This window comes from Candidatus Tisiphia endosymbiont of Nedyus quadrimaculatus (assembly GCF_964059235.1).
Lineage (GTDB): Bacteria > Pseudomonadota > Alphaproteobacteria > Rickettsiales > Rickettsiaceae > Tisiphia.
In genome coordinates, this window is sequence record NZ_OZ060452.1 from 1,429,626 (window position 1) to 1,454,846 (window position 25,221).

The following is a 25,221-nucleotide window of genomic DNA, read 5'->3' on the forward strand; positions in this document are numbered from 1 at the left end:
AAGTATACTCAAACCCTACATAATATAGAAGTTAATATGCCATTCAACATTAAAAACCATAAAAATGATTTACTATTTTTACCACTTGGTGGTGCAAATGAAATAGGCATAAATGTCAATCTATATCATTATCAAGGAAAATGGTTGATGGTTGATTGCGGTAGTGGTTTTCCCGATGAATATTTACCAGGTGTTGATATGATAATTGCTGACATTAGCTTTATTAAAAAACACAAAAAAGATTTGTTGGCTTTAGTGTTAACTCACGCTCATGAAGACCATTTGGGGGCAATCCAATATTTGTGGAGTAGCCTAGAATGCCCAATATATGCCACTACCTTTACAGCCAATTTTCTAAAACTTAGATTAGCAGAATATGATTTTGCTAAAACTATAAAAATTCATGAAGTAAAACCTTCGGCAAAAATAAATCTTGATCCATTCCAGCTAGAAATGATACCATTAACCCATTCAGCTCCAGAAATGCAAGCAATTATGATACGTACAGAAGCTGGCAATATTCTCCATACAGGAGACTGGAAATTTGATGATGATCCAGTACTTGGTAAGAAAGCTGATGAAAATCTACTAAAATCTTATGGTGATGAAGGGGTTCTAGCTTTAGTCTGTGACTCAACTAATGTATTTAATGAAGGAACTTCTGGCTCAGAAGGAGAAGTACGTAAAAGTTTAGTAGATATTATAGCAGGTTGTCCTCAAATGGTCGTGGTAACAACTTTTGCCTCAAATTTGGCTCGTCTTGAGACTCTAATTCACGCAGGTCAGATGGCAAAAAGAAAAGTTGTCCTATCAGGAAGAAGTTTGCATAGAATTTTGCTTGCAGCACAGGAAAGTGGTTATATGAAAGATATTGCCCCTTTGATCGATGAACGAGATATAGCAAGATTTAAAAGGCAAGAACTTTTAGTTATTGCTACTGGATGTCAAGGTGAACCTCTAGCAGCTACTGCAAAAATGGCAAATAATAGTCACCATAGTATAAAGTTAGCTCCTAAAGATACAATTATATTTTCTTCAAAAATTATTCCTGGCAATGAAAAGAAAATTTTCCGTATGTTTAATATTTTTGTAAGGTCAGGAGTTGAAGTGATAACTGAACGAGATCACTTTGTACATGTTTCTGGGCATCCATCAATTGACGAACTCAAACACATGTACTCCCTAATTAGACCTCAGATTTGTGTGCCAGTGCATGGTGAACCAGTACATATACATGAGCAAGCAAAATTAGCTCGTAAAAATGGTATAAAACACGCTATTGAGGTGGAAAATGGTAGCTTATTATTACTTGATCCTCATAACCCTCATATTTTATCCAAGGTAACAACAGGCTATTTAGCCGTTGACGGCAATTATCTTTTACCAGCAGAATCATCAATTTTTAGAACTCGTAGACGTATGCGTGATGCTGGTATAGTAGTGGCAAGTTTGGTAATAAATAAAAATGGTAGACTTAGTTGCAAACCTATTTTATCTATGCCGGGGCTTCTTGACTCTGACGATGATGCACAGCTAATTAATATGATTAAAGATGATATTACTGAAACGATAGAAATTCAGAGAAAATCAAAAGGTAGCATTCTCAATGAACAGATTGAGAATGCTGTAAGGTCGGCTATTCGTAAAACATTGAAACATGAGATAAATAAATCACCCATTATCATAGTCAATGTGGAAAAAACTATTGAAAACTAGTTTATTGTGACATAACATGAGTTAATTAAGGAAGTATTATGAAATCACATAGTTTTACATCTGATGATGCTATACAAAATACAGATAAAGTCTTACAATATATAGCAGAGTCCTTTGATCCTAAACATGACAAAGATTATCGAGAAAATCCTAGATCTAGTGAAAAACAGGTTAACAAGGATATAAACCGCGGTGTCTTTTATCTTGAAACCCAAGGTGGAGAGCTAGTAAACTTACTAGCTAAGTGTAAGTTAGGTAAAGATCCGGACTATAAGGTAACTTATCAAGATATGCATGATATGTTAACAAAAGATTATCATTTATCAAAAAAACAAACAGAATATATTTTAGCTGCAAATCACCAAGGTAGTATAGCTGGTGCTATGGCTGGATTCACTGAACTAAAAGTGAAAGCAGTTAATAATGATAGATATGATCTTGGGAGTGAATGGATAAGAGATGGTAGTATGTCCAAGATCACTATAGATAAAGATCATAACGTATCATATATCGGCGGACAAAATTTCATATTTGATTGTAGTATGGATGCTTTCTCCCCACATAGTGACCTTAGGAAGATGATGGGTACGAAATTTAATAGCCAAGATTATATGGCTGTAAATATTACCGCTTCGTTGGGAACAGTAGGATATCCTGACCCAAAAACGCAGGTAGTAATTGATGTGGCTGGTACTGGTAAGATTGCTGATCGATTTATTAGTGATATACAAGCAATCCAAACAAAGTGTGAGCCAAAAGACCCTCAAGCAATTATTGATAGTAATAAGGCTTTATCAAAAGAATTATTAACTCCTCCTTTTACTGATGAACAATATAAAACTTATTTGGAAGAAAGAGTTTCAGAAATCATATCCTCTGAGGAAAATAAGCCTAAAGTAATACCCACATTTAAAAAAGCAGAGGGTGCTACAGAGGCTTTAGCTGACATATTGATAGAGCAAGTTGATCAAGCAATCGCAGCTCAAAAAGATACAAAGACAGGGAAATTAAGTTCACAGTCCATTAATGACATTGCTAAAAAAGCTGCGGAACAGTTAAATAAGTTTATCGATAATCCAAATAAATATACAGTAAAGAAATTTACTAAGCAATTAGTAAATGATCAAGCTAAATTATCGAAGACGATAATGCCAAGGAAAAATTTTATTAAAAGAATTTGTGAATATTTAAAAGATAAATGGCATGGATATTCTGATGACAAGAGCAAACTACCATTGGCTGAACAATTGAAGAATGAAGCAAAATTTGTCGGACAAAAAGCAAAATCACATATGTCATCTAAAGCACCAACGTTACCACCTCCACATAATGAAAAAACGGAAGGTAAAGGAAGAAGTTAGGAAATTTTTTAATAGACTTCTTGTAGCAGTAGAATTATGTAAGAAGTCTAATCTTCGCATCAGCTGGTCTAATATATAACGGCTCTATGGAGTTAGAAAAATTGTGCTTCCTTATTTTATCATCTATATATTTACATATATGCAGTGCCTTAACTCTAGTAAAACGAGGTAAAATTGTTAAATTTTTTATATCCCTAATCTTGTCGTATATCATCTCTACCCCGCTACCTGCACAGACATTAATAGTAGCATCTTCTGTATTTAATAACTCCACAGCTTGGTCATAATTTATCAGTGAAGGAATAGAAGCTTGTTCATTTTGGTCAAAAACTTGGCTATATAATTGCCCTCTATATGCATTGAGAAAAATAAAAATTTTATTATAATTTTTTACTTGCCTGCTAGCCATCCACCAGGAAAACTCAAAATTAGATATAGTAGTGCCTATTATATCTGTACTTAGCAAAATGCCTTTTGCCACTGATAACCCTATTCTAATGCCTGTAAAACTGCCAGGACCGTTTGTAACGACCAAATAGTCTAGGTCATGATAAGAAAGCTTTGCTATTTTCAGAGCTTCTTCAATCATTGGCACTATAGTTTCAGCCTGCATAGAAGACCTTAATTCCTCAATATAGGCTAGAATAATCTGATCTTCAGAAATTGCAACAGATGCACTATTATTTGCCGTATCAAATGCTAAAATTTTCATTTATAATATAATCAATATTTCAAGTTTTGTAAGTATACTCAATTATAATGACAATGGAAATAAATAGAACAATTTTTAGACTGTACGACATTCGTGGCAGCAGTCTAATAGATATTAATCCAACTATTGCTTATAAAATTGGCTTTTGTTTTACCAAAATGCATATATCCAAGCAAGGGAACGAAATATTTATAGGACGTGATGGTAGATTAAGCTCCCCTGCCCTTTACCATGCTTTGGTTAATGGCATTATTTCAGCTAAGGGAAAGGTTACCTCAATAGGCATTGTCCCCTCCCCTGTTTTATATTTTGCTGATAAAATATTTAAGCCACAAGCTAGCATAATGATAACAGGATCCCATAACCACAAAGATGATAATGGCTTTAAGTTGTTATCACAAGGAAAGTCTTTTTTCGACCAACAAATACAAGCTTTACTGAATAATATTCTAAGTCAAGATTGGTCCACCAATCTTATTATACCAAAAAAATTTTTAGCACTAAGTAATATACGCAATTTAAATGTTACCGATAAATATCTAGATAGGATTTTGCAAGGAATAACTATAGATCCTCAAATAAAAGTCGCATGGGATCCTGCCAATGGTGCGGCTGGAAATATTATTGACTTATTAGCGTTAAGGTTACCTAACAAAAATATCGTTATCAATTCACAAATTGATGGTAATTTTCCTAATCACCATCCAGATCCAACTATTCCCAAGAATCTAGAACAACTAATAGAGATAGTTAAGACTCAGGATTGCGATATTGGTATTGCATTCGATGGGGATGGAGATCGTATAGGCATTATAAGTAAGAAAGGAAGAATAATTTTAGGCGACCAAATCCTTGGTATATTGGCAAAAGATGTAATTGATCAAAATCCAAATGCCACTATTATAATGGATATCAAATCAAGCAGTAGCATATTTAATCAGATTAAGTCATATGGCGGAAACGTGATAATGTGGAAAACAGGTCATTCCTTTATCAAAGATAAGATGCAAACAACTAAGGCGTTACTTGGCGGTGAAACTAGTGGTCATATATTTTTTGCTGATAAATATTATGGATATGATGATGCAATTTATGCCGCCCTACGGTTTGTTGATTTACTATCAAGGTCAAAAAAAACTTTGGACGATATGATAGATGAGTTACCTAAATGTTATAGTACCCCTGAAATTAAGATTTCTGTACCAGATAACCTTAAATTTGATATTATTCAGCAAATAAAAGAGGATTTAAACAGCAGAAATATCACTTTCAACGATATTGATGGTATAAGGGTTGACTCACATAATATACCCAATGAATTTCAAGGATATGCATGGTGGTTACTAAGAGCTTCGAATACTGAAGCTAACATTATTGCTAGATACGAATCAGATAGTTTGGAAAAACTAAATAGTATAAAATTAGAGCTTTCATCTTTACTAGCCAAATATGGTTTGAAGCTATAGCTAACCCGAAAAACGCGAATTTGGGATAAGAATTGACAAATTCTTATCCCGAATTCGCGTAGGTTAAATTACAATGAATCTACAAGACCCAAATATTTCAAAGAGTCAAGCTACTTTGCCTAAGGTTATCATATACACTGATGGAGCTTGCTCAGGTAATCCTGGACCAGGTGGCTGGGGGGCATTGTTACAGTTTCATGGAGCTAGTGTAGAGCTAGACCCAAATGCTTTGAAGAATTGGTATAGCAAAAAAAAGTTAAACGTGTTAGATATATGTGAGAACTCCACGAAGTTTTGTGATATAGTCAATTCAGGAGAATTTGATGCTAGGAACGATGGAGCGAAGCCTATAGATAATAGGCGAGCGACGAGTGACGACGTCACCAAATTCTCATCAATTGACTATAGCTTTTCTTTAAAGCAGAAGAGCATATTTGGTCATGAACTATATACCACTAATAATCGCATGGAAATGACAGCAGTAATTGAAGCATTAAAAGTTCTTAAAAAATCATGCTATGTAGAACTTTACACAGATAGTAAGTATTTACAGCTTGGAATAACACAGTGGATTAACACATGGATAAAAAATAACTGGCATAAAAACAACAATGATCCTGTCAAGAATGTTGATTTATGGAAAAAATTGTACGAAGAGTTAAGTAAACACTATATTATTTGGAATTGGGTTAAAGGTCACAATAATAATGAAGGTAATGAAATGGCTGATAGACTAGCTGTGAAAGGAAAAGAAACTGCTATAAAAATACTTAAATGTCATTCATAGATAATTTTTTTATACCTATTTTCTCTAAGGAAATTGGAAAAGATCAATTTGGTAACAAATATTATCAAAGTAAAAAGCAGAATTATTTAGGTCAAGCTAGAAGACAGGTGGTTTATAAAGGTAAAGTGGAAGCATCGAAAGTTCCTCCTATGTGGCATGCTTGGTTACATTATATGACTAATGAAGTGCCAACTAACAATAATAAATTTGACTGGCAACAAAATTATCTCCCTAATATCACTGGCACTAGCTTATCTCATAACCTAATAAAAAATAGTACAACTGAAGCTAAATATAGTAGCTGGAAACCTTTAGATAAATCAAAATAATGAAACAGAATGTTATAGAAACTTTAGTTGGCTTTATAGTAATACTAGTTGCTTTAGGCTTTTTTGTTTTTGCTTATAAAATTGGTAACTCATCAAAAGTTGAATCTGGGTATATACTTAAGGCAAATTTTCAGAATGCAGAAGGGATAGTTCAAGGCAGTAGCGTGATGTTAGCTGGTATAAAAATCGGATCAGTAACCAACATAACTCTAGATAAAACTAGCTTTTTTGCCTTATTAACCATTAGCATCAATAATGATATAAAGTTACCTAAAGACACTAGTGTAGCAATAGTCACAAGTGGAATACTTGGTAGTAGATACATATCCGTAACTCCCGGTTCATCTGAAGAAAATTTGGCTGGAGGTGATCAGATAAAATACACCCAATCAGCAGTTAATATTGAATCCTTAATAGGTAAATTAATTTATTCCTTTGGTAGTGGTCGTAAGTAATATTTTTGAATTATGACAAATAACCTATTAGTGTAGCTCGAAATTAGTGTATACTGCAAAAATATTGAGAATTGATGAATTATATTGTCAATGTTTTTGTTATTAAATTAACCTCAAGTATTGATGTAAGACATCGGTTTAATAGCCTAGGGTGTCATCCCAGCGAAAGCTGGGATCTGAAAAAAGTAGATCGAGGTTGTTGAGCATTTTTAGACCCCGCTACTTTCGCCGGGGTGACATCACCCCTAAAAGGGATGATTACTTGAGCCTACTATTAATTTATTACATCAATACTTGAGGTTAAATTAAGTTATGATCATAATGTTTGAATTAATTTATTCACTAACTTGTCTTAGGTTTTACAAGTAGTGGGGATGTATAATGTTTAAGTTAGCTAATATATTAAATATACTAAAATCACCTTCTAATGCGGTAGAGGCTCAAAGCGTTCAGTCTAATAACTTTGTTAAAGTTACTAGGAATTGGTACGAAGAAAGATCTGATAGGTTAATTGTACAACGTAATATCTTGTTGGTATTATCTATATTACTAATAATACTTATAATGGCATCTATAGCAGCGGTAACTATAGTAGTAAATTCAAGAGAGTTTAGTCCTTTTGTTATCCAAATTGATGATAGTACGGGGATGGCAACGATTGTAAATCCAATATCTTCGGAGATACTAAACGGTGATGAGGCACTTTCAAGGTATTTTATTAAAAAATACCTCATAGCTAGAGAAACATATAATCCTGTTGATTTTGATACTGAAGCAAGGAAAAGCGTTAGATTATTATCTTCAAGTTCAGTATATTATAACTATCTCGGATATATACAAAATAAAGAGGTAAATCCAGTTTTAATGTATGGTCAAAACAACACAACTTTTTTAATAATTAAATCTTGGTCAGGAGTAGAAAAAAATAAATATATGGTTAGGTTCTCTATTAATGAAACAGCAGGCAATAAAACGGTTTTCAATAAAATAGCCGTGGTAAGTTACGCATATATTCCAATGGAATTAACAGATGCAGATCGAGATATTAACCCAGTAGGTTTTCAAATTAATGATTATAGGGTAGATGATGATAATAGTTAGACTTCTTTTCGTAGCGGCAATATTAGTACATTCGGTTATTGCCAACGCTTGTGCAGGTAATATGCATATAGATAATGATATAGATGATCTAGCCATAACTACTGATAACAGAATTAAAACTTATATACATAATCCTAATGAAGTTTACTTATTAGTTCTGCATTTTGGTTTTCAGTCAAGTATAGAATTCGCCAAAAATGAGGAGATCCAAAATATTGTTCTAGGAGAATCCTACGCTTGGAAAATGACTCCGTTGGCAAATAGATTATTCATTAAACCATTGGAAAAAAACATTAGAACAAATATGACTATCATAACTAATAAAAGGACTTACCAATTCGATGTTGTGTCCAAAGAATTAGAAGAAGGACGTGAAAAAGACTTGGTGTATGTAGTTAGGTTCTATTATCCTAAAAAAAGGTTTAGTACTTCACAATAATACCCCAGTTCGGGATAAGAATTAGTTAATTCTTATCCCGAATTGGCTTTAATATAAGGAAAAATGCATTCTTAAAGTGGCTAACGCGAATGCATTTTAAACCTTTCTAAAGCTAAAAATATTAATTTAACAATCAGATGCAGAGCCGTCTCAAATCTGATTGTTTCTATAATTTCGCGTAATAATGATATTAATTTAACTATGGCAAAGCAAAATAATACCTCTTCTCAAATCAGTACACAGAGTGCAGAGGAACAAGACATACCAGAAGTTCAAAATGAACTATCAAAAGTTGCCACTAATCCTAAGCAAAGCATTCTGATTCTACTTGTCATTTCTGCTGTCTTTATATTTATTTTTTTTAAACTTTTTATTACTGATAATAAACCAGCTGAGGTGGTAGCTCCATCAGCACCTACTGATATTATTAAACCGACACAAGATAATTCTCAAAATCTACCAGAGATTCCAAAATTACCAGAAGCACCTAAACTCGAAACACCTGTGGAGCTTCCACCGCCTCCACCACCACCTCCCCCTAAGGTTGCTGATGTACCAAAGCTTCCTTTACCTACTGCTTCAGTAGATAATAATAGTGCTGACAAAGCTTCTCTTCCTTCCGTTGTATCATCACCCCTTCCTGGAGGAGCTGAAAGTGACGAGGAAAAGAAACGCCGTGAAGCAAAGAGAAAATCTTCTATAGTATTAATTGCAGGAGTTCCAGAGAAAAAAACACCAAGTCAAATTGCCGAAGAAGCAAATTTTCAAGATCGTGGAGATATGGCATTTGTTCTTGGTCGTGGTAAGATAATTGAAGCGGTACTAGAGACTGCTATTAATAGTGATTTAGGTGGGGAAGTAAGGGCAATAATTAGCAGAGATGTATTTTCTGAAAGGGAGAAGATTATTTTAGTTCCTAAAGGATCAAAAATTTTTGGTACTTATACAACTGGTATTAATGGAGCGTATGGTCGAATTGCAATAATATGGAATCGTATTGATCTGTCAAACGGTTATACCATTACCTTAGATGCTGTAGCTGTTGATAATCTTGGAAGGAAAGGTGAGCAAGGAAGAGTAGATAATAAATATAGAGAACGATTAACCAATGCTGTATTATTATCGGCATTTAATATTGGACTTGCCAATGCCCTTGACAAAGTGGTAGCTCCGCCAGTTAATTCACAAGCTGCTGCCGCTAATACTGCTGCCGCTACTAATATACAAAATTTAGCACAAAGTATTAATAATGGTCCTGGTACTGAGGATGTTAAAATTTCACAGATATGTTCTGCTGTCATGAACGCCATTCCCGATAAGACCTCAACAGCCTATACTGCTATGATGCAGGCTTGTAATACTGCACAAAATCCAACTGGATCACAGCCTGGTCAAAGGATTATTGCATTAATGACTGCAGTAACTAATGCAGCAGCTAGTTTGCTAACTAGCACGGCAACTGCTAGCACTCCAACCCAGGCACAAACAGCTTCAAAACAAGCTTTTACTGATATCAGTGATACTATGAAAGGTATGATTCAGCAACATGAATTTAACCCAACTATTACCATAGATCAAGGTACGGTAATTAAAATTTATGTCAATAAAGATTATAAATTTCCTCAAGCTGTACTAAGAAAATCAAGATTGATAAAATGAGTGATAATTTTGCTGCATTAGAGACTTTTCTATTACCATTTAAAGAACTGTTCGCAGAAGATGGTGTTAATGAGATCATGGTAAATAAACCAGGAGAAGTATGGATTGAGAAGAAAGGAGATCAGTTTTGTAAATTAGTACCTGAACTTGATTTTGAACATCTTATATCGCTTGGTAGGCTTGTAGCTCAGTCAACTGATCAGACAATTTCTGAGGAGAAACCTTTACTTTCTGCATCCCTACCAAATGGCTATCGTATCCAAATAGTGTTTCCTCCTGCTTGTGAACCAGGTCATGTCGGGTATGCTATCAGGAAAGGTAGTGCAATGAATCTTACATTAGATCAATATGATAAAATGGGAGCTTTTGATTCAACATCTACTGGAGAATTAATTGACGAGAATGCAAAAATCTTAAACAATTATTTAAAAGAAAATAAAATAAAAGAATTTATTCGACATGCTGTAATTTCTAAAAAAAATATTATTATTAGTGGTGGTACATCAACTGGTAAAACAACCTTTACTAACGCTGCTTTAGCAGAAATTCCAGATAGCGAGCGATTAATTACTGTTGAAGATGCTAGGGAGGTAATCTTAGCAAATCACCCTAATAAATTACATCTCCTCGCTTCAAAAGGGGGGCAAGGTCGTGCAAAAGTTACTACTCAGGATTTGATTGAGGCGTGTTTACGTCTAAGACCTGACAGAATTATTGTAGGTGAACTTAGAGGAGCTGAAGCATTTAGTTTCTTACGAGCAATTAATACAGGCCATCCTGGCTCTATATCTACTTTACATGCTGATGCACCAGCAATGGCTATAGAACAACTTAAGCTAATGGTTATGCAAGCTAGTTTAGGCATGCCACCAGATGAAGTGAAAAAATATATATTAGCGGTAGTCGATATTGTGATACAATTAAAACGTGGTAGTGGTGGGAAGAGATATGTCTCAGAAATATATTATAGTAAGAATAGGCAAGACTAATGATGGGATTGGAGAGAATAGTAAACCTTGCCCGTAACCTCTTGGGTCATTTTATAATACATCCTTTGGTAGTATTTTGTACGATATGGATTAGTGGAGTACTAGTTGCATTTACTACTAACGAGATTAGAGCTATAAATATTGACTTAACAGCCATAGATATAGCTTATAAGTGGGCTTATTGGCTAGTTAGTGTATGGTCTCAATTAACTTTTCAAGCATATAACTACTTAAAAGTTAAGTTAATATTATCCCTTACTATACCGACAATTACAGTTATCATATTTTACTGGAAAAATTTTAAAAGAATAAAGAATTTACAATTTTTTATTCAACCGGAAAAAGTTTATGGTGATGCTAGTTGGGCTACTGAAGCTGATGTAGATAAAGCTGGTCTACGTTCAAAACATGGTATGTTGCTTGGTACCAATAGCGGAGGATATTTTGTTGCTGATGGATTTCAGCACGCTTTGCTTTTTGCCCCAACTGGTTCAGGTAAGGGTGTAGGATTTGTAATTCCTAATTTATTATTTTGGGAACACTCTATTATAGTACATGACATTAAGCTAGAAAATCATGGTCTTACAAGTGGCTGGCGGCAGAAACAAGGACAACGAGTATTTGTTTGGGAACCTTCCAATCCTGATGGGATAACTCATTGTTACAATCCTATAGACTGGGTAAGTACCAAACCAGGTCAAATGGTGGATGACGTACAAAAAATCTCAAATCTGATTATGCCTGAAAAAGATTTTTGGAATAATGAAGCACGCAGTTTATTTCTTGGTGTGGTACTATACTTAATTGCTGACCCGACAAAAACTAAATCCTTTGGCGAAGTGGTCAGGACAATGCGTAGTGATGACGTGGTGTACAACTTGGCAGTAGTTCTAGATACTTTAGGCAAGGTAATACATCCTGTGGCCTATATGAATATTGCTGCATTTCTACAAAAAGCAGATAAAGAACGTTCAGGTGTCATCTCTACAATGAACTCTTCTTTAGAATTATGGGCAAACCCGCTAATCGACTCAGCTACTGCATCATCTGACTTTAATATACTTGAGTTCAAGAAGATTAAAACAACAGTTTATGTTGGTTTAACTCCAGATAATATACAGCGTTTACAAAAATTGATGCAGGTTTTTTACCAGCAAGCTACAGAGTTTTTAAGCCGCAAAATGCCTGATTTAAAAGAAGAACCTTATGGGGTTATGTTCCTGCTTGATGAATTCCCTACTTTAGGCAAAATGGATACATTTAAGGCTGGTATCGCATTTTTCAGGGGATATAGAGTTCGCCTATTCTTGATTATACAAGATACTCAACAGCTCAAAGGAACTTATGAGGATGCTGGAATGAACTCGTTCTTGTCAAATGCTACATATCGTATTACTTTTGCAGCTAATAACTATGAAACAGCTAACCTAATATCACAGCTAGTGGGTAATAAAACAGTTGAACAACGATCTTATAGTAAACCACTATTTTTTGATCTTAATATTTCAACAAGAACGCAGAATGTATCCCAAGTTTCAAGGGCTCTGCTTTTGCCTCAAGAAGTAATTCAATTACCAAAAGATGAACAAATCGTTTTAATTGAATCTTTTCCACCTATTAAATCTTTAAAAATTAAGTATTATGAGGATAAGTTCTTTACAAATAGGTTATTACCGCCTACATTTGTTCCAACTCAAAAACCTTATGATCCTAATAAAAATAATGTAGATGAGGAGAAAGAAAATACAGATTCTACTACTAAAGAAGATTAATTTTTTAAGTAAAAAATAAGATAAACCTCTATGCGTTCAGCCATTATTGATATTGGCTATAATGCCATAAGAGCTGTAGTTTATGAATGTGATAGACTTGGAGCTCCAGAAATTTTCAATGATAAATTTAAAAGTGATGTTATCAATTTACTTAATCTAGATGACCTAGAAGTAAAGCATCAAGCATATCTGTCACTACAATATTTTGTACATATTTTTGATAGGTTATCAGTAACAGATGTTAAATGCGTTGCTACTGCTGTACTTAGAGGCCATCCAAGAGCTGAAGAATTTAGAGAAATAGTTAAAAGAAAATTTAATATTAATATTGAAATTATTTCTGGTGATCGCGAGGCCTATCTTACAGCTGCCGGATTAATTTCTGGTATCAATGATGCTTGTGGTATAGCAGCAGACCTAGGTGGAGGCAGTCTTGAGCTTGTCCAAATCAAAGACAGAAAAGTGGGTATCTTAAAGTCTCTACCTTTAGGCACTAGCCTAATCACTAATAATCATTTTGATGATATTAATATAATTAGCCAAATAATCAACAAAGAATTTGGAGAGGTATACTCAAGTCATTCGGGTATACAACAATGTCAACAAGGGTATCATTGTCCAAACTTATACTTAATAGGAGGAGCTTTAAGGCTAATTGGACGTTCTTACATGGAGTTTGTTCATTATCCTCTTAAGAACTTACATAACCTTGAAATAAATCGTAGAGAATTTGAACTATATCTCGAAAAATTGGCTCATGCTCATAGTATGAGAACACAATATAAATCAAGAATTCATTCTAACGCAATTTTGGTGGCAAAATCTATGCTAAATGTCTTTTTACCTGAAAAGGTAATAATTTCAAATTATGGTTTAAAAGAAGGTGTTAGATTTACTTGTCTCCCTAAAGAAGAACAGGAGAAAGATATTATTTATGAAAGAATCAAGACATTAGTAAATTTTGATGAAACTACTTGTAATATCAAAAATTATACAGAAGTCATTAAGCCTATCTTAATTCAACCAAATACAACAACAATTAGTATAATTACTTTGGTCATAATGCTTGCACAATATAATAAAAATATAGATAAAACTCTTCGCTCTAATTTTATTGTTGAATTTATTTTAGCTTCAGATATTCCTTTTAGTCATCGTCAAAGGTTGATGCTTAGTATTGCTCTTGCACTTACCTATACAGCAAGAAGTGATACATATATTAATAGATTAGCAAAAAGAATGATTAATTCATACGATTATTGTAACAGCCATATAATAGGTAATTTTATAAAAATTGCTAGGGCAATTGATGGCCCAAGATTTCAGTCACCATCTTTTTCTCTTGAGTTAAAAGATAATAGATATATTGAAATTTCTACACTAAATATTTTACCAAAAGCGATGTTTGAAAAAGTGTGCGAACGTCTGAAAGCTATAGGTTTCGCCCGAAAAAATATTTATTGAAATAAAATGATAACAGCCTTATATTGCAAGGGTACAAGCTTTTTTAGAGTACGTGAGTCTCTCATTGTCAAAAAACAATTCTTCAAAGCAGAATAGTATATATACTACTCGTAAATGAAGAGTTGATAGACGAAGATCAAAATTATGAAGTGCTAGGAGTCGAAGGGTCGAGGTGCTAGGCGTACATTTAGTACGTGAGTACCGAATATCCCTGAAGACGACAACGCAATTCTTGATTTTCATCGAGTATACAATAAATAATACAACTACTTTTACATAATACGTCAGGAGATATATATGTTTATAGAAAATGCCTATGCAGATAACAAAGATACAATATCAATAACAGAAACTGAGGAAGTAGCTCCAGTAGCTGAATCATCATCTACTCAATCAATATTAACAAGCCTTGTACCGATGGTATTAATCTTCGTTGTATTCTATTTTTTTCTAATTAGACCACAAGATAAACGTCGTCGTGAAAAAGAGGCTGTAGTTGGTAGCGTTAAGAAAGGAGAAGAGGTGGTAACTAATAGTGGAATCTTCGGGGTGGTAAGCAAGATTAACGATGCTGACAACACAGTAGATCTTGAAATAGCTGAAAATATACGAATCAAAATTCTAAAATCTTCAATACTTGATATTACAAGTCGTCATAAAACAGAAGTTACTGCCAAAAGTAAAAAAGATAAAGGGAAATAAGCTGTGTATAATATTCCTAAATGGAAAATATTCCTTTCTATTTTATGTACAATAGCAGCCTTTATTTGTGCTTTACCTAATTTTACAACTATAGATTCTAAAATACTGCCAAACCATAAGGTGAATCTTGGTCTTGATCTAAGAGGTGGTGCTCATCTATTGCTAGATGTAGATTTTGATAGTTACTTAAATGATGTAATGGACAGTCTAGCTGACCATTTACGGAAATATTTACGGGAAGATAAAATAGGTTATAAAAATCTTGTTGTTAAGAACAAGGCGGTGCAGTTTGAATTAAGAAACCTAGAAGATTATAAACAGGTCAAAAAGATCTTAGGTAAAGTTGACCGAGAAATTACTGTGGAAAATGATAATACTAATATTAAGTTTAGCTATAGTGATTCGAAGCTTGCTGAATTAAGGTATCAAGTTATTGCCCAATCAATTGAAATAATCAGAATGAGAGTGGATAGCACCGGCACAACAGAACCTAACATACAAAGGCAAGGTGATAAACATATATTACTGCAAGTACCAGGTGAGGAAAATCCACAACAACTCAAAAATATTCTTGGCAAAACTGCAAAACTAACCTTTCATTTAGTAGATGAAACTGCCAACATACAACAAGCATTAAATGGACATTTACCCTTTGGTTCAATTTTAGTGAAAGGGGAAAATGAAAATAAACAAGAATATTACGTAGTTGTTAAGAAAAAAGTTATTGTTAGTGGTGACCAGCTAACAACTGCCCAAGCTTCTTTCAATCAAAATTCTCAGCCTGCTGTTGCTTTTTCTTTTAATAATCTTGGTAGTAAATTATTTGCAGAAATAACCAAGAATAATTCTGGCAAGAGGCTTGCTATCGTGCTTGATAACAAATTATTAAGTGCACCAGTAATTAATGAACCAATTCTTGGAGGAAGCGGGATAATTTCAGGTAATTTTACTGTTGAATCAGCAAATGAATTAGCGTTATTACTTAGAGCTGGTTCGCTGCCAGCCCCTTTAAAAATAATAGAGGAAAGAACCGTAGGGCCAAATCTTGGAGCAGATTCAATAGAGGCGGGCAAGAAAGCAGGTATGATTGGTTTTGTTAGTGTGGTGATATTCATGATTTGGTCTTACGGAATTCTTGGCATTTTTGCCAATATAGCATTAAGCTTAGCTTTACTTTATATTTTAGCGTTATTGTCACTTTTCCAAGCTACATTAACTCTGCCAGGAATTGCTGGTATAATCCTAACGATTGGTATGGCAGTTGATGCCAATGTACTCATTTATGAAAGAATAAGAGAAGAACTTAAAAAAGGTGCATCTAATCTATATGCTATAAGGATAGGATTTGAATCAGCTTTTGCTACAATCCTTGATTCAAATGTTACAACTTTGATTGCAGCATTTTTACTTTTTATATTTGGAGTTGGAGCTATAAAAGGCTTCGCAGTAACACTAACTATTGGTATAATATCATCTATGTTTTCTGCGATTATTATTACTAAGTTGTTGATTGATATTTGGATTAAGTACCAAAAGCCCAAAAGTCTAGGGTTATAATTAAACGAAGAAAATTATATTATGCTTCAAGCCTTAAAAAGAATGCTATTATCTGTAACAGTTACCCTAACTACCAGCGTAACATACGCGGATTATAAACATTCATCAGAACTTTCAGGGTTCGAATTAGCTGCTAGCAAATTAGGTTTTACCTCACCAACCCAGCAAGAAGCTTTGTTAAAGATTTTTTATCTAGCTGGATATTTTGAACCACAAAAATTATGGCACGATCTAGTATGTTTTGACAAGACTAATGCAGACAAAATATTTCGTTTGATTCAGGGCAGTTTGGCTAAAGCTAGTGCTAATCAAAACGTTCCTAGTAAATTCAATGCTAAATCATTGCGTAAAAATTTATTTAAATCTACTAATGAGATAAATGTACGAAATGTTGAAGATTGGTTACTATTTATTGCTCAGGATGCGTTTGATCTTAATCCTGGTCAGGAACGAAATGAACTGACCACTAAAGATTGGATGACTAAATATAAGTCTCAATATATTGTAGATGCTAGACAATTGGGACTTATTAATGAAATAAAACCTAACTATCAAGAATACGACGAAGCTTGGATTGCCGGGGCAGCTAGAATTAGGTTATTGACACGTATGATCTATTATAATAAATTAACAGAACAAATTAAAGTTAACGGATCAGTACTAGTATTAACAGGAGCAAGACCATTATGGGCTAATCTCGATGGCATTACTCCCAAAACATACACTGAATTGCTAGAAGCATGGCAAGGAAAGGCAGATATTAATAATAGATTGGATACTGTACAATTAGTTGGAAATGATTCATCTTGTATTGAGGAAGGTGAAAGGTATATCGAGTCTCTTGCTAAAGATTACGATATTAAGTTAAATAAAGCTCAGCCATTTATTCAATATAAAACACAAGAAGAATGTCCATTAGGTCTTTTTCCTAGAAGACTCTATCCTAATTATGCAAGCAGCAATGAGAGAAAAATCACAGAAGACCTGATGAGCAGTGACCTAGTAAACAAGTTCCTTAATAAGGATCAAGTTAAGCGTACTGAAATAATCAATACTAAAGTAGGCAAGAATAACGAAAGGCCTGATACAGCCACTACTGCTCATGATGCAGCAGTTAATTTTGCTAAAAGAATTTTAAGTAGAAAATTTGGTAGACAAAAAGACTTTGTTATTTTGTTTGTCAGTAACAATCCTCATATTGAACGCCAAACAATTGTTACTCAAAGAGAAGTTGATAAAGTATTACAACAATATGGATTAGATAAACAGGGTTATCATATTAAAATTGCAGGGGTAGGTGCTAGTGCCGTACCGGATATTCCAGTTATTCATTCTGAGCTGGGTAAATTGATAATGGCAAAATGGATAAATAAAAATCTACTAAGCACTGATAAATTTGGGCATTCTATTGATCAATTAATGTTCCAAACTCGTAAATGCCCTGATCCTAAATCAATACCTCCAATACCAAAAATTCAAGAATAGATAATATACTACTCGTAAATGAAGAGTTGATAGACGAAGATCAAAATTATGAAGTGCTAGGAGTCGAAGGGTCGAGGAGCGGAGCGTACATTTAGTACGTGAGCACCGAAGATCCCTGAAGACGACAACGCAATTCTTGATTTTCATCGAGTATATAGGGCTAATTGAAGGTATAATTGGATTAATGAAATTAATCCTAAACTGAGGTTAAAAAGAATCAATTCACAGGTACTCCCAAATTATATTTCTAAATAACGCCAAAGTCTGTCTGTACCTTTGCTAATACCAATCCTAGGAGTACTAATAAATTTAGGGGTATTACCTACATCAATAATACAAAAAGACTTATTACTAGTTACATCTTGACCATTTTGGGTTTTATTAATTCCAAGAGTACGACATAATTTACCAGGTCCATCAAGTAAAACTTGTAAAGGGCTATATTGATACACTCCCCTAATTAATACAGCAGCTGGAAATCCCTGTTTTTCTGTTACTATATTTAAACAATAATACATACCATAAATCAAATATACATATGCATGACCTGCAGAACCATACATAATCTTTGTACGGGGCGTTATACCCTTTGCTGCATGACAAGCAGGATCATCTTCTCCAACATAAGCTTCTGTTTCAATAATTCGTGCTTCTATATTACCAAAACACAAAACCTTTCCAAGTAACTCTTGTGAGACAATAAGCGTATTTCTTTCATAAAATGTTTTTGGAAGTATTTTAAACATCTTAGTGGTTTAATAAAATATGATATAATTGTAGTGATACACTATAATTCACTATTACATCATTTCACAGCTTTTTCTTGACAAATATTAAAGGTGAGATATTTTGTACTTAGGTTTGTATATTATAGAAAAATATTTGAGATTATTACATATATGTCAAAAGCTAAAACAGCGTCTAAAAATAACCCAACCTCTAGAGAACAGGCAAAGGAGTATTTTCATAATGGACAAAAAATTAGGCCTGTAAAACTTATATCAGGTAAATCTTCTTTTTTAGCAGCAGAATATGATGTATCAGGAGATTTGGTAGTTGGATCTGATGGCAAGGCATTACCTTGGGACAGAACAAAAATTTAGCCTAAATATTAAGTTTTCAAACAAGTTTGTTGACCTTGCCTGTAAAAAGGTATATAAGCTACCTATCATTAATACGGTTTGGGGATGTAGCTCAGGGGTAGAGCATCTGCTTTGCACGCAGAGGGTCGGGGGTTCGATTCCCTTCGTCTCCACCAATACTTATGCCCCTTCTAGGGTTTTCTTACTTTACTAAAAATTTCATATGTAATTTATATGTAACTTCTCAGACAAATTTCCTGAAATTTGACCTACAAAAAAATCTATTTTTAACCCTATTACAAGGGGAGGAAATATGACAGAATCGTTAACTTTTTCTCGCTCTGTAGTTGAAAATCAAGATATTATCTTTTATAACATAGTCGGTAATTTTGTCCCGCCTGAGTGGCGGAATCTTACCGACAATTGTGGTAAGCAATTAAGTAAAACTTCTCGTCAACTTTTATCGTTGATAGTTTCTTGCATGAAAACTAGTAATTATAGAAATTCGGATGAATTACAAGAAGGCTATCATTTTTTCGAGAAAGAACTAGAAGTTTGTCAAAAACGGGTTAAACAATGTCTAACAGAATTACAAGAAAGTGGATTTATTGCTTTTACTTTAATTACTACTACGATCAAACATAACGTGAAATGCCGTAATATTTTATCTATCAAACTCCTTAAGAAATTTATGAATTTTCGTAAAGCTAATAATAGTTCTTATCACTTTAATTACACAAATATTCAATCTAGCCATAAAAAAATTTCAATTCAACCGGAAAAAAATTACCACCCAACTGTAAAAAATTTTCAAAAAAACGCATCTATAGATATATCTATAATATCTAGATATGGAAAAAATCAAGAAAATTGTGGACAAGTCTGTGGACAAACTGTGTCAAAGCCTGAATCAACTGAGGAACACAACATTAATTTTCCGCTTGAGGTAACGGCAAAAAGAGGTGAAAAAAATGTGTCAGAATCTGCGTCAACTACGGAGCAAATCTTTGATTCATCGCCGGAGATAACGGTAAGTTCAAGTGAAAAAAGTTTACCAAAACCTGAGTCAACTGAAGAAAAAAGTTTTAATTTACCTATGGAAACAAAGGTAAACTCAGTAAATGAAACGTTACCCTGCAATTCCACAGACGACAATTCCTCTGAGGCAGCTCCAACTGATGACGAGTCAGACTGCGATTCAGATTCTGATTCAACAGATGGGTATTCAGGAGGTAGCGGGTCTGAGCAAGAAGCTAGTGGGAAATTGCCTAGGTGGCTCAGTGATATTACCAAACAGGCTAAAGGCTGGTATTCACGTAGGAAGCTAGAGATGTTTTACCCATTGACCGAAGAAGATGCTGCTTGGTTAAGAAAGACAACAGGTCGTAATTACGAATTGAGTTTTATCAACAAGCTATTGATTAAACATAGCTTGGACTCTCCTAATAATCTCTTTCCCTGCAAGCAAGCAGTACTGAATTACATGAAGATAACTTTGATTCATGAAAGGCGTCCACCAGCTAAGGCAAATAACCCAAATTTTAACTTCGATCTGAACAATGCTACTAGTGCAAGAAAGGCTTATTTGCAAAAGGTAAAAGATAGTAAGGGCGTTAAACCACTGAATCAATTGAAACGTAAGATTGTTGAAGCTTTTGAGGAGCATCAGCCTAGTACTGCTTATCAATTGCTGAAGAGGTGCAGTTTTTTTGGAGTATGTGACGATGAATACAAGATTGATCTAGCGGATATCTCTTTGTCAGAAACTGACAAATGCACATTGCTCAAGACAGTGCAAGAGGTATATGGCAAAGATGTTCAGCAATTGCGTATTACCAACAAAAGAGAGGTATCGGATTATCATTTAGAGCTAAGTGGGCTAAATCCAGAGTCAGTATGGTATAAAGTAAGGAAATATTTGTTAAAATTATACGGTGAACACTTGGACAAAGCTTGGTTTAGCAAGTTAGAAGCAATTGAAGAAGATACGACTTGCAATAAGCTTATTCTCAAACCAGCTACTGCCTTTATTGGGGATTGGATTAAGAATAAGTACAGCAAAGATTTGGAATATGCTTGCAGTAAACTGAATTATACTTTTGAGTTTATGAAAGTCGATAGAATGGCTGGGCTGTAAGCTATGGTAAATAGCATTTAAAGCTATTTTAAATATGTTTATAAGAGGATTTAATTTTTAGTTAGGGGAAATATTAAAAACAAATAACGCTATTGTACGAGTCTATATTTGCGAAATTTTAAGGTATTATTGCAATAACAAACGAAAATTTGAATTGGTAGTTAAGTTGATGAAACTAATTGTATCAGTTGAGAAAAAAGAATGATTACAAAGAAGTTAATAATAATCAACCAGTTACTGAAGGTTGAAGAGTACATAAAAATCACATATGAAATTGTAAGGATTTGGAAAATATGAGAGTAATGCAGGTTACAAAGGTCGAACCTCTGCCGGCTAGGCAGAAGCTCGCCCTTAAATTCACCATCTATAGCTATTTTGCTGAGATTTTTAGCAGTTTTTGTCACTTTTTTACATTTTTTGGCAAAAATTGTTCGCGGAATCACCCGGGGGGTGTACGCGTCGCAAAATGGGGTATAGGGGGCGTCACGCGAAAAATTTTTTTGAGGTAATTAATCAGTTAGTATTAAAATCTCATTTTTAATACTAAGCAGCTAATTCGCTCTTAAAATTATCTCGTTTACTCCACGGTACAGGGATAATTTGATAATTTTTTAAAGCATCTTGAAAATTTTCTGGTATAGGTTTCTCATTATCATTTATGAAAGTATATGCTTTTGCGTCGGATGAACGTACTTCTCTCGTATCAAACCAATCTCCCATAATACTAGTTGCTTTATTTTTATTTGGAGTATTTACTGTCTGAATCATACGCTCAGGGGCATATTTTGATTTTGGAATAAGAAAATCAAAATGTCTAAGGTAACCGGATTGACCTAAAAATGCAACTCTTTCAGAATATCGGATATCACAAGCATCTAGCCACATTTGTACATCTTCATAAAATAACGAGGCAATGTTAGGTCTTGCTAAGTAAAACATATCGTTAACGGCAAGAATTGCTTGAATGAGATTATGTTTGGCTAAAGCAAAATTTTGCTGATTGGTTTTAACAAACATTTCATTATTATTTTTATGTACACCAAAACCATTAAGAGTCATTTCTAAAAATTTCTGTCGTCTGTCAGAGTCCAGCAAACATCCTGATTGTTCTAAATCATCAATAGTCCAACTATCATCAGTCAAGATATAACTATTCCCCTCTTGTTTTAGATAAATTTGTATGTAGTCATTATGGCGGTCAAGATAAGGGGTAGTTATCTCAAGCCAATCTTTTAATTGTTTCCATGCTGTTTTATCTCTTAACCATTTATAGTAATTTTCTAAAAGATGTTCTATATTTAAGCTTGAAGTCATGAGAATAATCCTTTTGAAAAATTTGGAACTTCAATAATTTCACAATACCCCATAAAATCATGTAAAGTTTGCCAAAAATCATTTATATCTCGAAAAATATTATTTGGGATAGCAAATGCCCATTTATCACCATATCCTTCTCTATATAAGTGCAAATGCGGTATACCTACTTCTTCACCATCAGGATTTCTATGACTACTCCCTAAATCTAAGCGTGCCAATATTATGACTTCTCTAGAACGATTTTGATATTTTTGTCTTTTCATATCTAATCTTCCTCTACTAACATCCAGTATAAAATGTTCCCTTTTATCAAGAGATATCAAAGGTACTGCTATTTTACCGCCAAGATCCGGAAGACTCCAAATATTATTATCCGTTTTAATTTTTTTCATTTTAAACAGAAAATCAGCTTCATCTTGTGTAATGTTAATCTGTGTCATTTAAAAATCTAATTATTTTTATAAAAAAATTAGTTGCTAATATTTATTTATTCTAAAAACAATATATAAAAAATTCAGCAAGAATAATATATAAAATAGAAAATAATTAATTAATAAGCACTAATAAGTAGAAAATAATAATGCAAGATATCTAACCTATTTTAATTAATAGACTGGAAAAAAGACTGAAAAAGAGCTATAATAAGGCTAATAGCAAAGAAATTTCAAAGAACAGAAATGACTACAAATTATAGCTTATTTGAAAAATATTTAGCAAAGATATCATCTAGCACTATCAACAAGTTTGGTTCAATCAATAATATCTCTAGTTTTCTGTTGCATCTTTGTGAGTGTGGCAACATTGTTACTGCTATTAGCAAGGTTGATTGTATCTCGCCTCTTATGTTACATCGGATCATTCACAATGATAAATACCTAAAAAAATGCGTCAATTTAGCTTTAGCCATTGCAGTAGATAGAGCAGAAGGGGTGTTATATGACAGGGCAATTAACGGTTATGAGGAAGTGACCTATGACAAGGATAATCAGGCAATAGCTACTAAGAAAAAATATTGTTCTAAGTCATTGTTGGAATATCTTAAAGCCAATTCGCAAAAATATCAAACGAGGAAGCATGATGCTAGTTACCATAGGAAAAATAGTGATGAAGCTGAACAAGTAACCAAAGCCCGAGAAATGTCAAAAATGATAGATGTAGCTAATTTTGAAATAGAATCGTATGAAGCAGAATATGCACTTGCCAAAGGACAGTAAGACCAAAGTGATGAAAACTACTAGTGAAACTAAAGGCAGCAAAGAGGTTACTAGCTCTGCCTCTAAAAGTCTTAAATTCCCGGTGGATTGGTCACCCTATCCATTTCAGTTGCCTTTGTGGAGATATTTATACTCGGGTGGTAAGAAAGCTATAGCCATTTGGCATAGAAGAGCTGGTAAGGATATTATGGGTATTAACTGGATCACTGCTAGTGCTATTCGAGAAGTTGGCATTTATTGGTATGTCTATCCTACCTATAATCAAGCTAAAATGAGCATATGGGATGGTATGACATTATCGGGGCGTCCTTATATGTCATTTATTCCTAAAGGGATTATTGCTCGTAGTCAGCAATATAAGCAACGGATATTATTTAAAAATGGTTCAGTGATTCAGTTTGTTGGTAGCGATCGTTATGCGACTATCAGGGGTAGTGGTATTAAGGGAGCAGTTATCTCGGAGTATTCTTATCATGATCCACGAGCTATGAGTTGCGTTATAGAGCCGATGGTAATTCGTAATAATGGTTGGTTGCTTTATTTGTATACTCCTTCCGATAATCCGAAATTAACACATGGTGAAGAATTATACCGAAAATATCAAGATAGCCCGGAAGTATTTTGTCAAATAAAAACTATCGAAGATACTACTGATCATGAGGGGCAGCCATTAGTTGATAAAAACAAGTTGACTTCAGTCGACATGAGTAACGAAGAGATTCAAAGAGAGTTTTATTGTGACTTTGCTGCTTATCGCTATAAGAGAGCTGATCAAGGTGGTACTTTTGTTGAACAGTTACGACTAGCTGAAAGTCAGGGGCGTATTGGCTATGTACCATATGACCCAGCCTATCAGGTTCATACTTACTGGGATATAGGGATTGTTGATTATACGGTTATTTGGTTTGTTCAAGAAAAAAAAGATTCTATCGATATTATTGACTTTTATATGAACAGGGGTAAGGATTTAGAGTTTTACTTGACGCATTTAAGAACTAGACCTTATCAATATGGACGCAATGTATTGCCCCATGATATGAGTCGAAGACAAATGCCAACTTTGGATACAAGATTACAACAAGCTAATGAGGTAGCAGAGAAAGTAGGCTTCTCGCCTTTTGCTATTGGTCGGAAATATTTACGGGAAGAAATGATAACCAAGGCAAGAATACTACTGGGTAAATGCCGCATCGACGCCCAAAAATGTCAACGTGGCATTAACGGACTTTTCGAGTTTGATGCTACCAAAAGAGGAGTGCATTCTAATTCATCTAGAGCAACTGATATAACCGAGAGCTTTTGTTATTTAGCGATGGATGTAAAAACTGGTAATGAGCAACAGCAATCCCAATATAATATATTACAGTATCGTAAAGTAATGAATGATTACAATGCGTTGGAAAGATGATGGAGCAGAAGAAGCAAGAATTGATGATGAAATAATTGAAATGGTAATTAATAAATAATTAAGGCAAAG

The 25,221-nt window shown here is 33.9% G+C and carries 22 protein-coding genes, 1 tRNA gene and 2 pseudogenes; 21 read left to right on the forward strand and 4 right to left on the reverse strand.

The window, feature by feature from the left end; translation table 11 throughout:
• Positions 1-36: 36 nt before the first annotated feature.
• Positions 37-1,716: a ribonuclease J gene (locus AB3211_RS06870; RefSeq protein WP_367364088.1), complete on the forward strand. Its 1,680-nt coding sequence runs from the start codon at positions 37-39 to the stop codon at positions 1,714-1,716.
• A 38-nt stretch (positions 1,717-1,754) separates the two neighbouring features.
• Positions 1,755-3,077 carry a hypothetical protein gene (locus tag AB3211_RS06875; protein WP_367364089.1) on the forward strand — a complete coding sequence of 441 codons (1,323 nt, stop codon included), beginning with the start codon at positions 1,755-1,757 and terminating at the stop codon, positions 3,075-3,077.
• Between the two features lie 34 nt (positions 3,078-3,111).
• On the opposite strand, the gene tsaB is transcribed toward AB3211_RS06875, so the two are convergent.
• Positions 3,112-3,789 carry a tRNA (adenosine(37)-N6)-threonylcarbamoyltransferase complex dimerization subunit type 1 TsaB gene (gene tsaB, locus AB3211_RS06880; protein ID WP_367364090.1) on the reverse strand — a complete coding sequence of 226 codons (678 nt, stop codon included), beginning with the start codon at positions 3,787-3,789 and terminating at the stop codon, positions 3,112-3,114.
• 53 nt (positions 3,790-3,842) lie between these two features.
• On the opposite strand from tsaB, the gene AB3211_RS06885 reads away from it, so the two are divergent.
• The 14 genes and pseudogenes from AB3211_RS06885 (at position 3,843) to AB3211_RS06950 (ending at position 17,994) form a co-directional block, all read left to right on the forward strand.
• Positions 3,843-5,255 carry a phosphomannomutase/phosphoglucomutase gene (locus tag AB3211_RS06885; protein ID WP_367364839.1) on the forward strand — a complete coding sequence of 471 codons (1,413 nt, stop codon included), beginning with the start codon at positions 3,843-3,845 and terminating at the stop codon, positions 5,253-5,255.
• A gap of 73 nt (positions 5,256-5,328) precedes the next feature.
• Positions 5,329-5,463: pseudogene (locus AB3211_RS06890) on the forward strand (RNase H family protein); the annotation flags it as partial.
• Positions 5,464-5,679: 216 nt separating this feature from the next.
• Positions 5,680-6,042, forward strand: a pseudogene (locus AB3211_RS06895) (RNase H family protein); the annotation flags it as partial.
• A complete protein-coding gene (locus tag AB3211_RS06900; RefSeq protein ID WP_341748339.1) occupies positions 6,030-6,371 on the forward strand; it encodes a complex I NDUFA12 subunit family protein in 342 nt (113 codons plus the stop codon). The pseudogene AB3211_RS06895 and the gene AB3211_RS06900, both read left to right, overlap by 13 nt.
• A complete protein-coding gene (mlaD, locus tag AB3211_RS06905; protein ID WP_367364091.1) occupies positions 6,371-6,826 on the forward strand; it encodes an outer membrane lipid asymmetry maintenance protein MlaD in 456 nt (151 codons plus the stop codon). Before AB3211_RS06900 ends, mlaD begins: the two co-directional genes overlap by 1 nt.
• 381 nt (positions 6,827-7,207) lie before the next feature.
• Positions 7,208-7,927: a virB8 family protein gene (locus AB3211_RS06910; protein WP_367364092.1), complete on the forward strand. Its 720-nt coding sequence runs from the start codon at positions 7,208-7,210 to the stop codon at positions 7,925-7,927.
• A 61-nt stretch (positions 7,928-7,988) separates the two neighbouring features.
• On the forward strand, positions 7,989-8,366 hold the full coding sequence (locus AB3211_RS06915; RefSeq protein ID WP_410521219.1) for a TrbG/VirB9 family P-type conjugative transfer protein: 378 nt from the start codon (positions 7,989-7,991) through the stop codon (positions 8,364-8,366).
• 201 nt (positions 8,367-8,567) lie between these two features.
• The gene (locus AB3211_RS06920) at positions 8,568-10,025 is read left to right on the forward strand and encodes a TrbI/VirB10 family protein (protein ID WP_367364094.1); all 1,458 of its coding nucleotides are present in this window, start codon (positions 8,568-8,570) and stop codon (positions 10,023-10,025) included.
• Positions 10,022-11,014 carry a P-type DNA transfer ATPase VirB11 gene (gene virB11, locus AB3211_RS06925; protein ID WP_341758157.1) on the forward strand — a complete coding sequence of 331 codons (993 nt, stop codon included), beginning with the start codon at positions 10,022-10,024 and terminating at the stop codon, positions 11,012-11,014. The genes AB3211_RS06920 and virB11 overlap by 4 nt, the downstream gene beginning before the upstream one ends.
• Before the next feature lie 2 nt (positions 11,015-11,016).
• On the forward strand, positions 11,017-12,786 hold the full coding sequence (locus AB3211_RS06930) for a type IV secretory system conjugative DNA transfer family protein (RefSeq protein WP_367364840.1): 1,770 nt from the start codon (positions 11,017-11,019) through the stop codon (positions 12,784-12,786).
• 30 nt (positions 12,787-12,816) lie between these two features.
• Positions 12,817-14,250: a Ppx/GppA family phosphatase gene (locus tag AB3211_RS06935; RefSeq protein WP_367364095.1), complete on the forward strand. Its 1,434-nt coding sequence runs from the start codon at positions 12,817-12,819 to the stop codon at positions 14,248-14,250.
• Between the two features lie 297 nt (positions 14,251-14,547).
• Entirely contained in the window at positions 14,548-14,952 is a 405-nt protein-coding gene (gene yajC, locus AB3211_RS06940) for a preprotein translocase subunit YajC (protein WP_341758155.1), read from the forward strand.
• Positions 14,953-14,955: 3 nt separating this feature from the next.
• A complete protein-coding gene (gene secD, locus AB3211_RS06945) occupies positions 14,956-16,509 on the forward strand; it encodes a protein translocase subunit SecD (protein WP_367364096.1) in 1,554 nt (517 codons plus the stop codon).
• 21 nt (positions 16,510-16,530) lie between these two features.
• Positions 16,531-17,994 (forward strand): hypothetical protein, encoded by a 1,464-nt coding sequence (locus AB3211_RS06950; RefSeq protein WP_367364097.1) that lies wholly within the window; start codon positions 16,531-16,533, stop codon positions 17,992-17,994.
• Positions 17,995-18,233: 239 nt separating this feature from the next.
• Here the strand turns inward: AB3211_RS06950 and AB3211_RS06955 are convergent, their stop codons facing one another.
• Positions 18,234-18,740, reverse strand: a complete 507-nt coding sequence (locus tag AB3211_RS06955) for a DNA-3-methyladenine glycosylase (RefSeq protein WP_367364098.1) — start codon at positions 18,738-18,740, stop codon at positions 18,234-18,236.
• A 153-nt stretch (positions 18,741-18,893) separates the two neighbouring features.
• On the opposite strand from AB3211_RS06955, the gene AB3211_RS06960 reads away from it, so the two are divergent.
• From AB3211_RS06960 to AB3211_RS06970, 3 genes are all read left to right on the forward strand, one after another.
• Positions 18,894-19,097, forward strand: coding sequence for a hypothetical protein (locus tag AB3211_RS06960; RefSeq protein ID WP_341758148.1), 204 nt, complete (start codon positions 18,894-18,896; stop codon positions 19,095-19,097).
• An 80-nt stretch (positions 19,098-19,177) separates the two neighbouring features.
• Positions 19,178-19,252, forward strand: a tRNA-Ala gene (locus tag AB3211_RS06965).
• A 137-nt stretch (positions 19,253-19,389) separates the two neighbouring features.
• Positions 19,390-21,213, forward strand: a complete 1,824-nt coding sequence (locus AB3211_RS06970; RefSeq protein ID WP_367364099.1) for a DnaA N-terminal domain-containing protein — start codon at positions 19,390-19,392, stop codon at positions 21,211-21,213.
• A 543-nt stretch (positions 21,214-21,756) separates the two neighbouring features.
• Here the strand turns inward: AB3211_RS06970 and AB3211_RS06975 are convergent.
• Positions 21,757-22,527 (reverse strand): DUF1828 domain-containing protein, encoded by a 771-nt coding sequence (locus AB3211_RS06975; RefSeq protein ID WP_367363871.1) that lies wholly within the window; start codon positions 22,525-22,527, stop codon positions 21,757-21,759.
• Positions 22,524-22,970 carry a DUF6978 family protein gene (locus tag AB3211_RS06980; protein ID WP_367363872.1) on the reverse strand — a complete coding sequence of 149 codons (447 nt, stop codon included), beginning with the start codon at positions 22,968-22,970 and terminating at the stop codon, positions 22,524-22,526. The genes AB3211_RS06975 and AB3211_RS06980 overlap by 4 nt, the downstream gene beginning before the upstream one ends.
• Positions 22,971-23,207: 237 nt before the next feature.
• Here AB3211_RS06980 and AB3211_RS06985 point away from each other — a divergent pair, with 237 nt between their 5' ends.
• Together AB3211_RS06985 and AB3211_RS06990 are read left to right on the forward strand one after the other, a co-directional pair.
• A complete protein-coding gene (locus tag AB3211_RS06985; RefSeq protein WP_367364100.1) occupies positions 23,208-23,744 on the forward strand; it encodes a hypothetical protein in 537 nt (178 codons plus the stop codon).
• The gene (locus AB3211_RS06990; RefSeq protein WP_367364101.1) at positions 23,710-25,152 is read left to right on the forward strand and encodes a hypothetical protein; all 1,443 of its coding nucleotides are present in this window, start codon (positions 23,710-23,712) and stop codon (positions 25,150-25,152) included. Before AB3211_RS06985 ends, AB3211_RS06990 begins: the two co-directional genes overlap by 35 nt.
• Positions 25,153-25,221 lie beyond the last annotated feature (69 nt).

Coding starts and splice junctions, on each gene's coding strand:
- AB3211_RS06975 (WP_367363871.1), bottom strand. CDS start 22,527: ATGACTTCAAGCTTAAATATAGAACATCTTTTAGAAAATTACTATAAA.
- AB3211_RS06955 (WP_367364098.1), bottom strand. CDS start 18,740: ATGTTTAAAATACTTCCAAAAACATTTTATGAAAGAAATACGCTTATT.
- AB3211_RS06935 (WP_367364095.1), top strand. CDS start 12,817: ATGCGTTCAGCCATTATTGATATTGGCTATAATGCCATAAGAGCTGTA.
- AB3211_RS06875 (WP_367364089.1), top strand. CDS start 1,755: ATGAAATCACATAGTTTTACATCTGATGATGCTATACAAAATACAGAT.
- tsaB (WP_367364090.1), bottom strand. CDS start 3,789: ATGAAAATTTTAGCATTTGATACGGCAAATAATAGTGCATCTGTTGCA.
- AB3211_RS06970 (WP_367364099.1), top strand. CDS start 19,390: ATGACAGAATCGTTAACTTTTTCTCGCTCTGTAGTTGAAAATCAAGAT.
- AB3211_RS06910 (WP_367364092.1), top strand. CDS start 7,208: ATGTTTAAGTTAGCTAATATATTAAATATACTAAAATCACCTTCTAAT.
- mlaD (WP_367364091.1), top strand. CDS start 6,371: ATGAAACAGAATGTTATAGAAACTTTAGTTGGCTTTATAGTAATACTA.
- virB11 (WP_341758157.1), top strand. CDS start 10,022: ATGAGTGATAATTTTGCTGCATTAGAGACTTTTCTATTACCATTTAAA.
- AB3211_RS06915 (WP_410521219.1), top strand. CDS start 7,989: ATGCATATAGATAATGATATAGATGATCTAGCCATAACTACTGATAAC.
- AB3211_RS06920 (WP_367364094.1), top strand. CDS start 8,568: ATGGCAAAGCAAAATAATACCTCTTCTCAAATCAGTACACAGAGTGCA.
- AB3211_RS06990 (WP_367364101.1), top strand. CDS start 23,710: ATGAAGCAGAATATGCACTTGCCAAAGGACAGTAAGACCAAAGTGATG.
- AB3211_RS06870 (WP_367364088.1), top strand. CDS start 37: ATGCCATTCAACATTAAAAACCATAAAAATGATTTACTATTTTTACCA.
- AB3211_RS06980 (WP_367363872.1), bottom strand. CDS start 22,970: ATGACACAGATTAACATTACACAAGATGAAGCTGATTTTCTGTTTAAA.
- AB3211_RS06900 (WP_341748339.1), top strand. CDS start 6,030: ATGTCATTCATAGATAATTTTTTTATACCTATTTTCTCTAAGGAAATT.
- AB3211_RS06985 (WP_367364100.1), top strand. CDS start 23,208: ATGACTACAAATTATAGCTTATTTGAAAAATATTTAGCAAAGATATCA.
- AB3211_RS06960 (WP_341758148.1), top strand. CDS start 18,894: ATGTCAAAAGCTAAAACAGCGTCTAAAAATAACCCAACCTCTAGAGAA.
- AB3211_RS06885 (WP_367364839.1), top strand. CDS start 3,843: ATGGAAATAAATAGAACAATTTTTAGACTGTACGACATTCGTGGCAGC.
- AB3211_RS06930 (WP_367364840.1), top strand. CDS start 11,017: ATGGGATTGGAGAGAATAGTAAACCTTGCCCGTAACCTCTTGGGTCAT.
- yajC (WP_341758155.1), top strand. CDS start 14,548: ATGTTTATAGAAAATGCCTATGCAGATAACAAAGATACAATATCAATA.
- AB3211_RS06950 (WP_367364097.1), top strand. CDS start 16,531: ATGCTTCAAGCCTTAAAAAGAATGCTATTATCTGTAACAGTTACCCTA.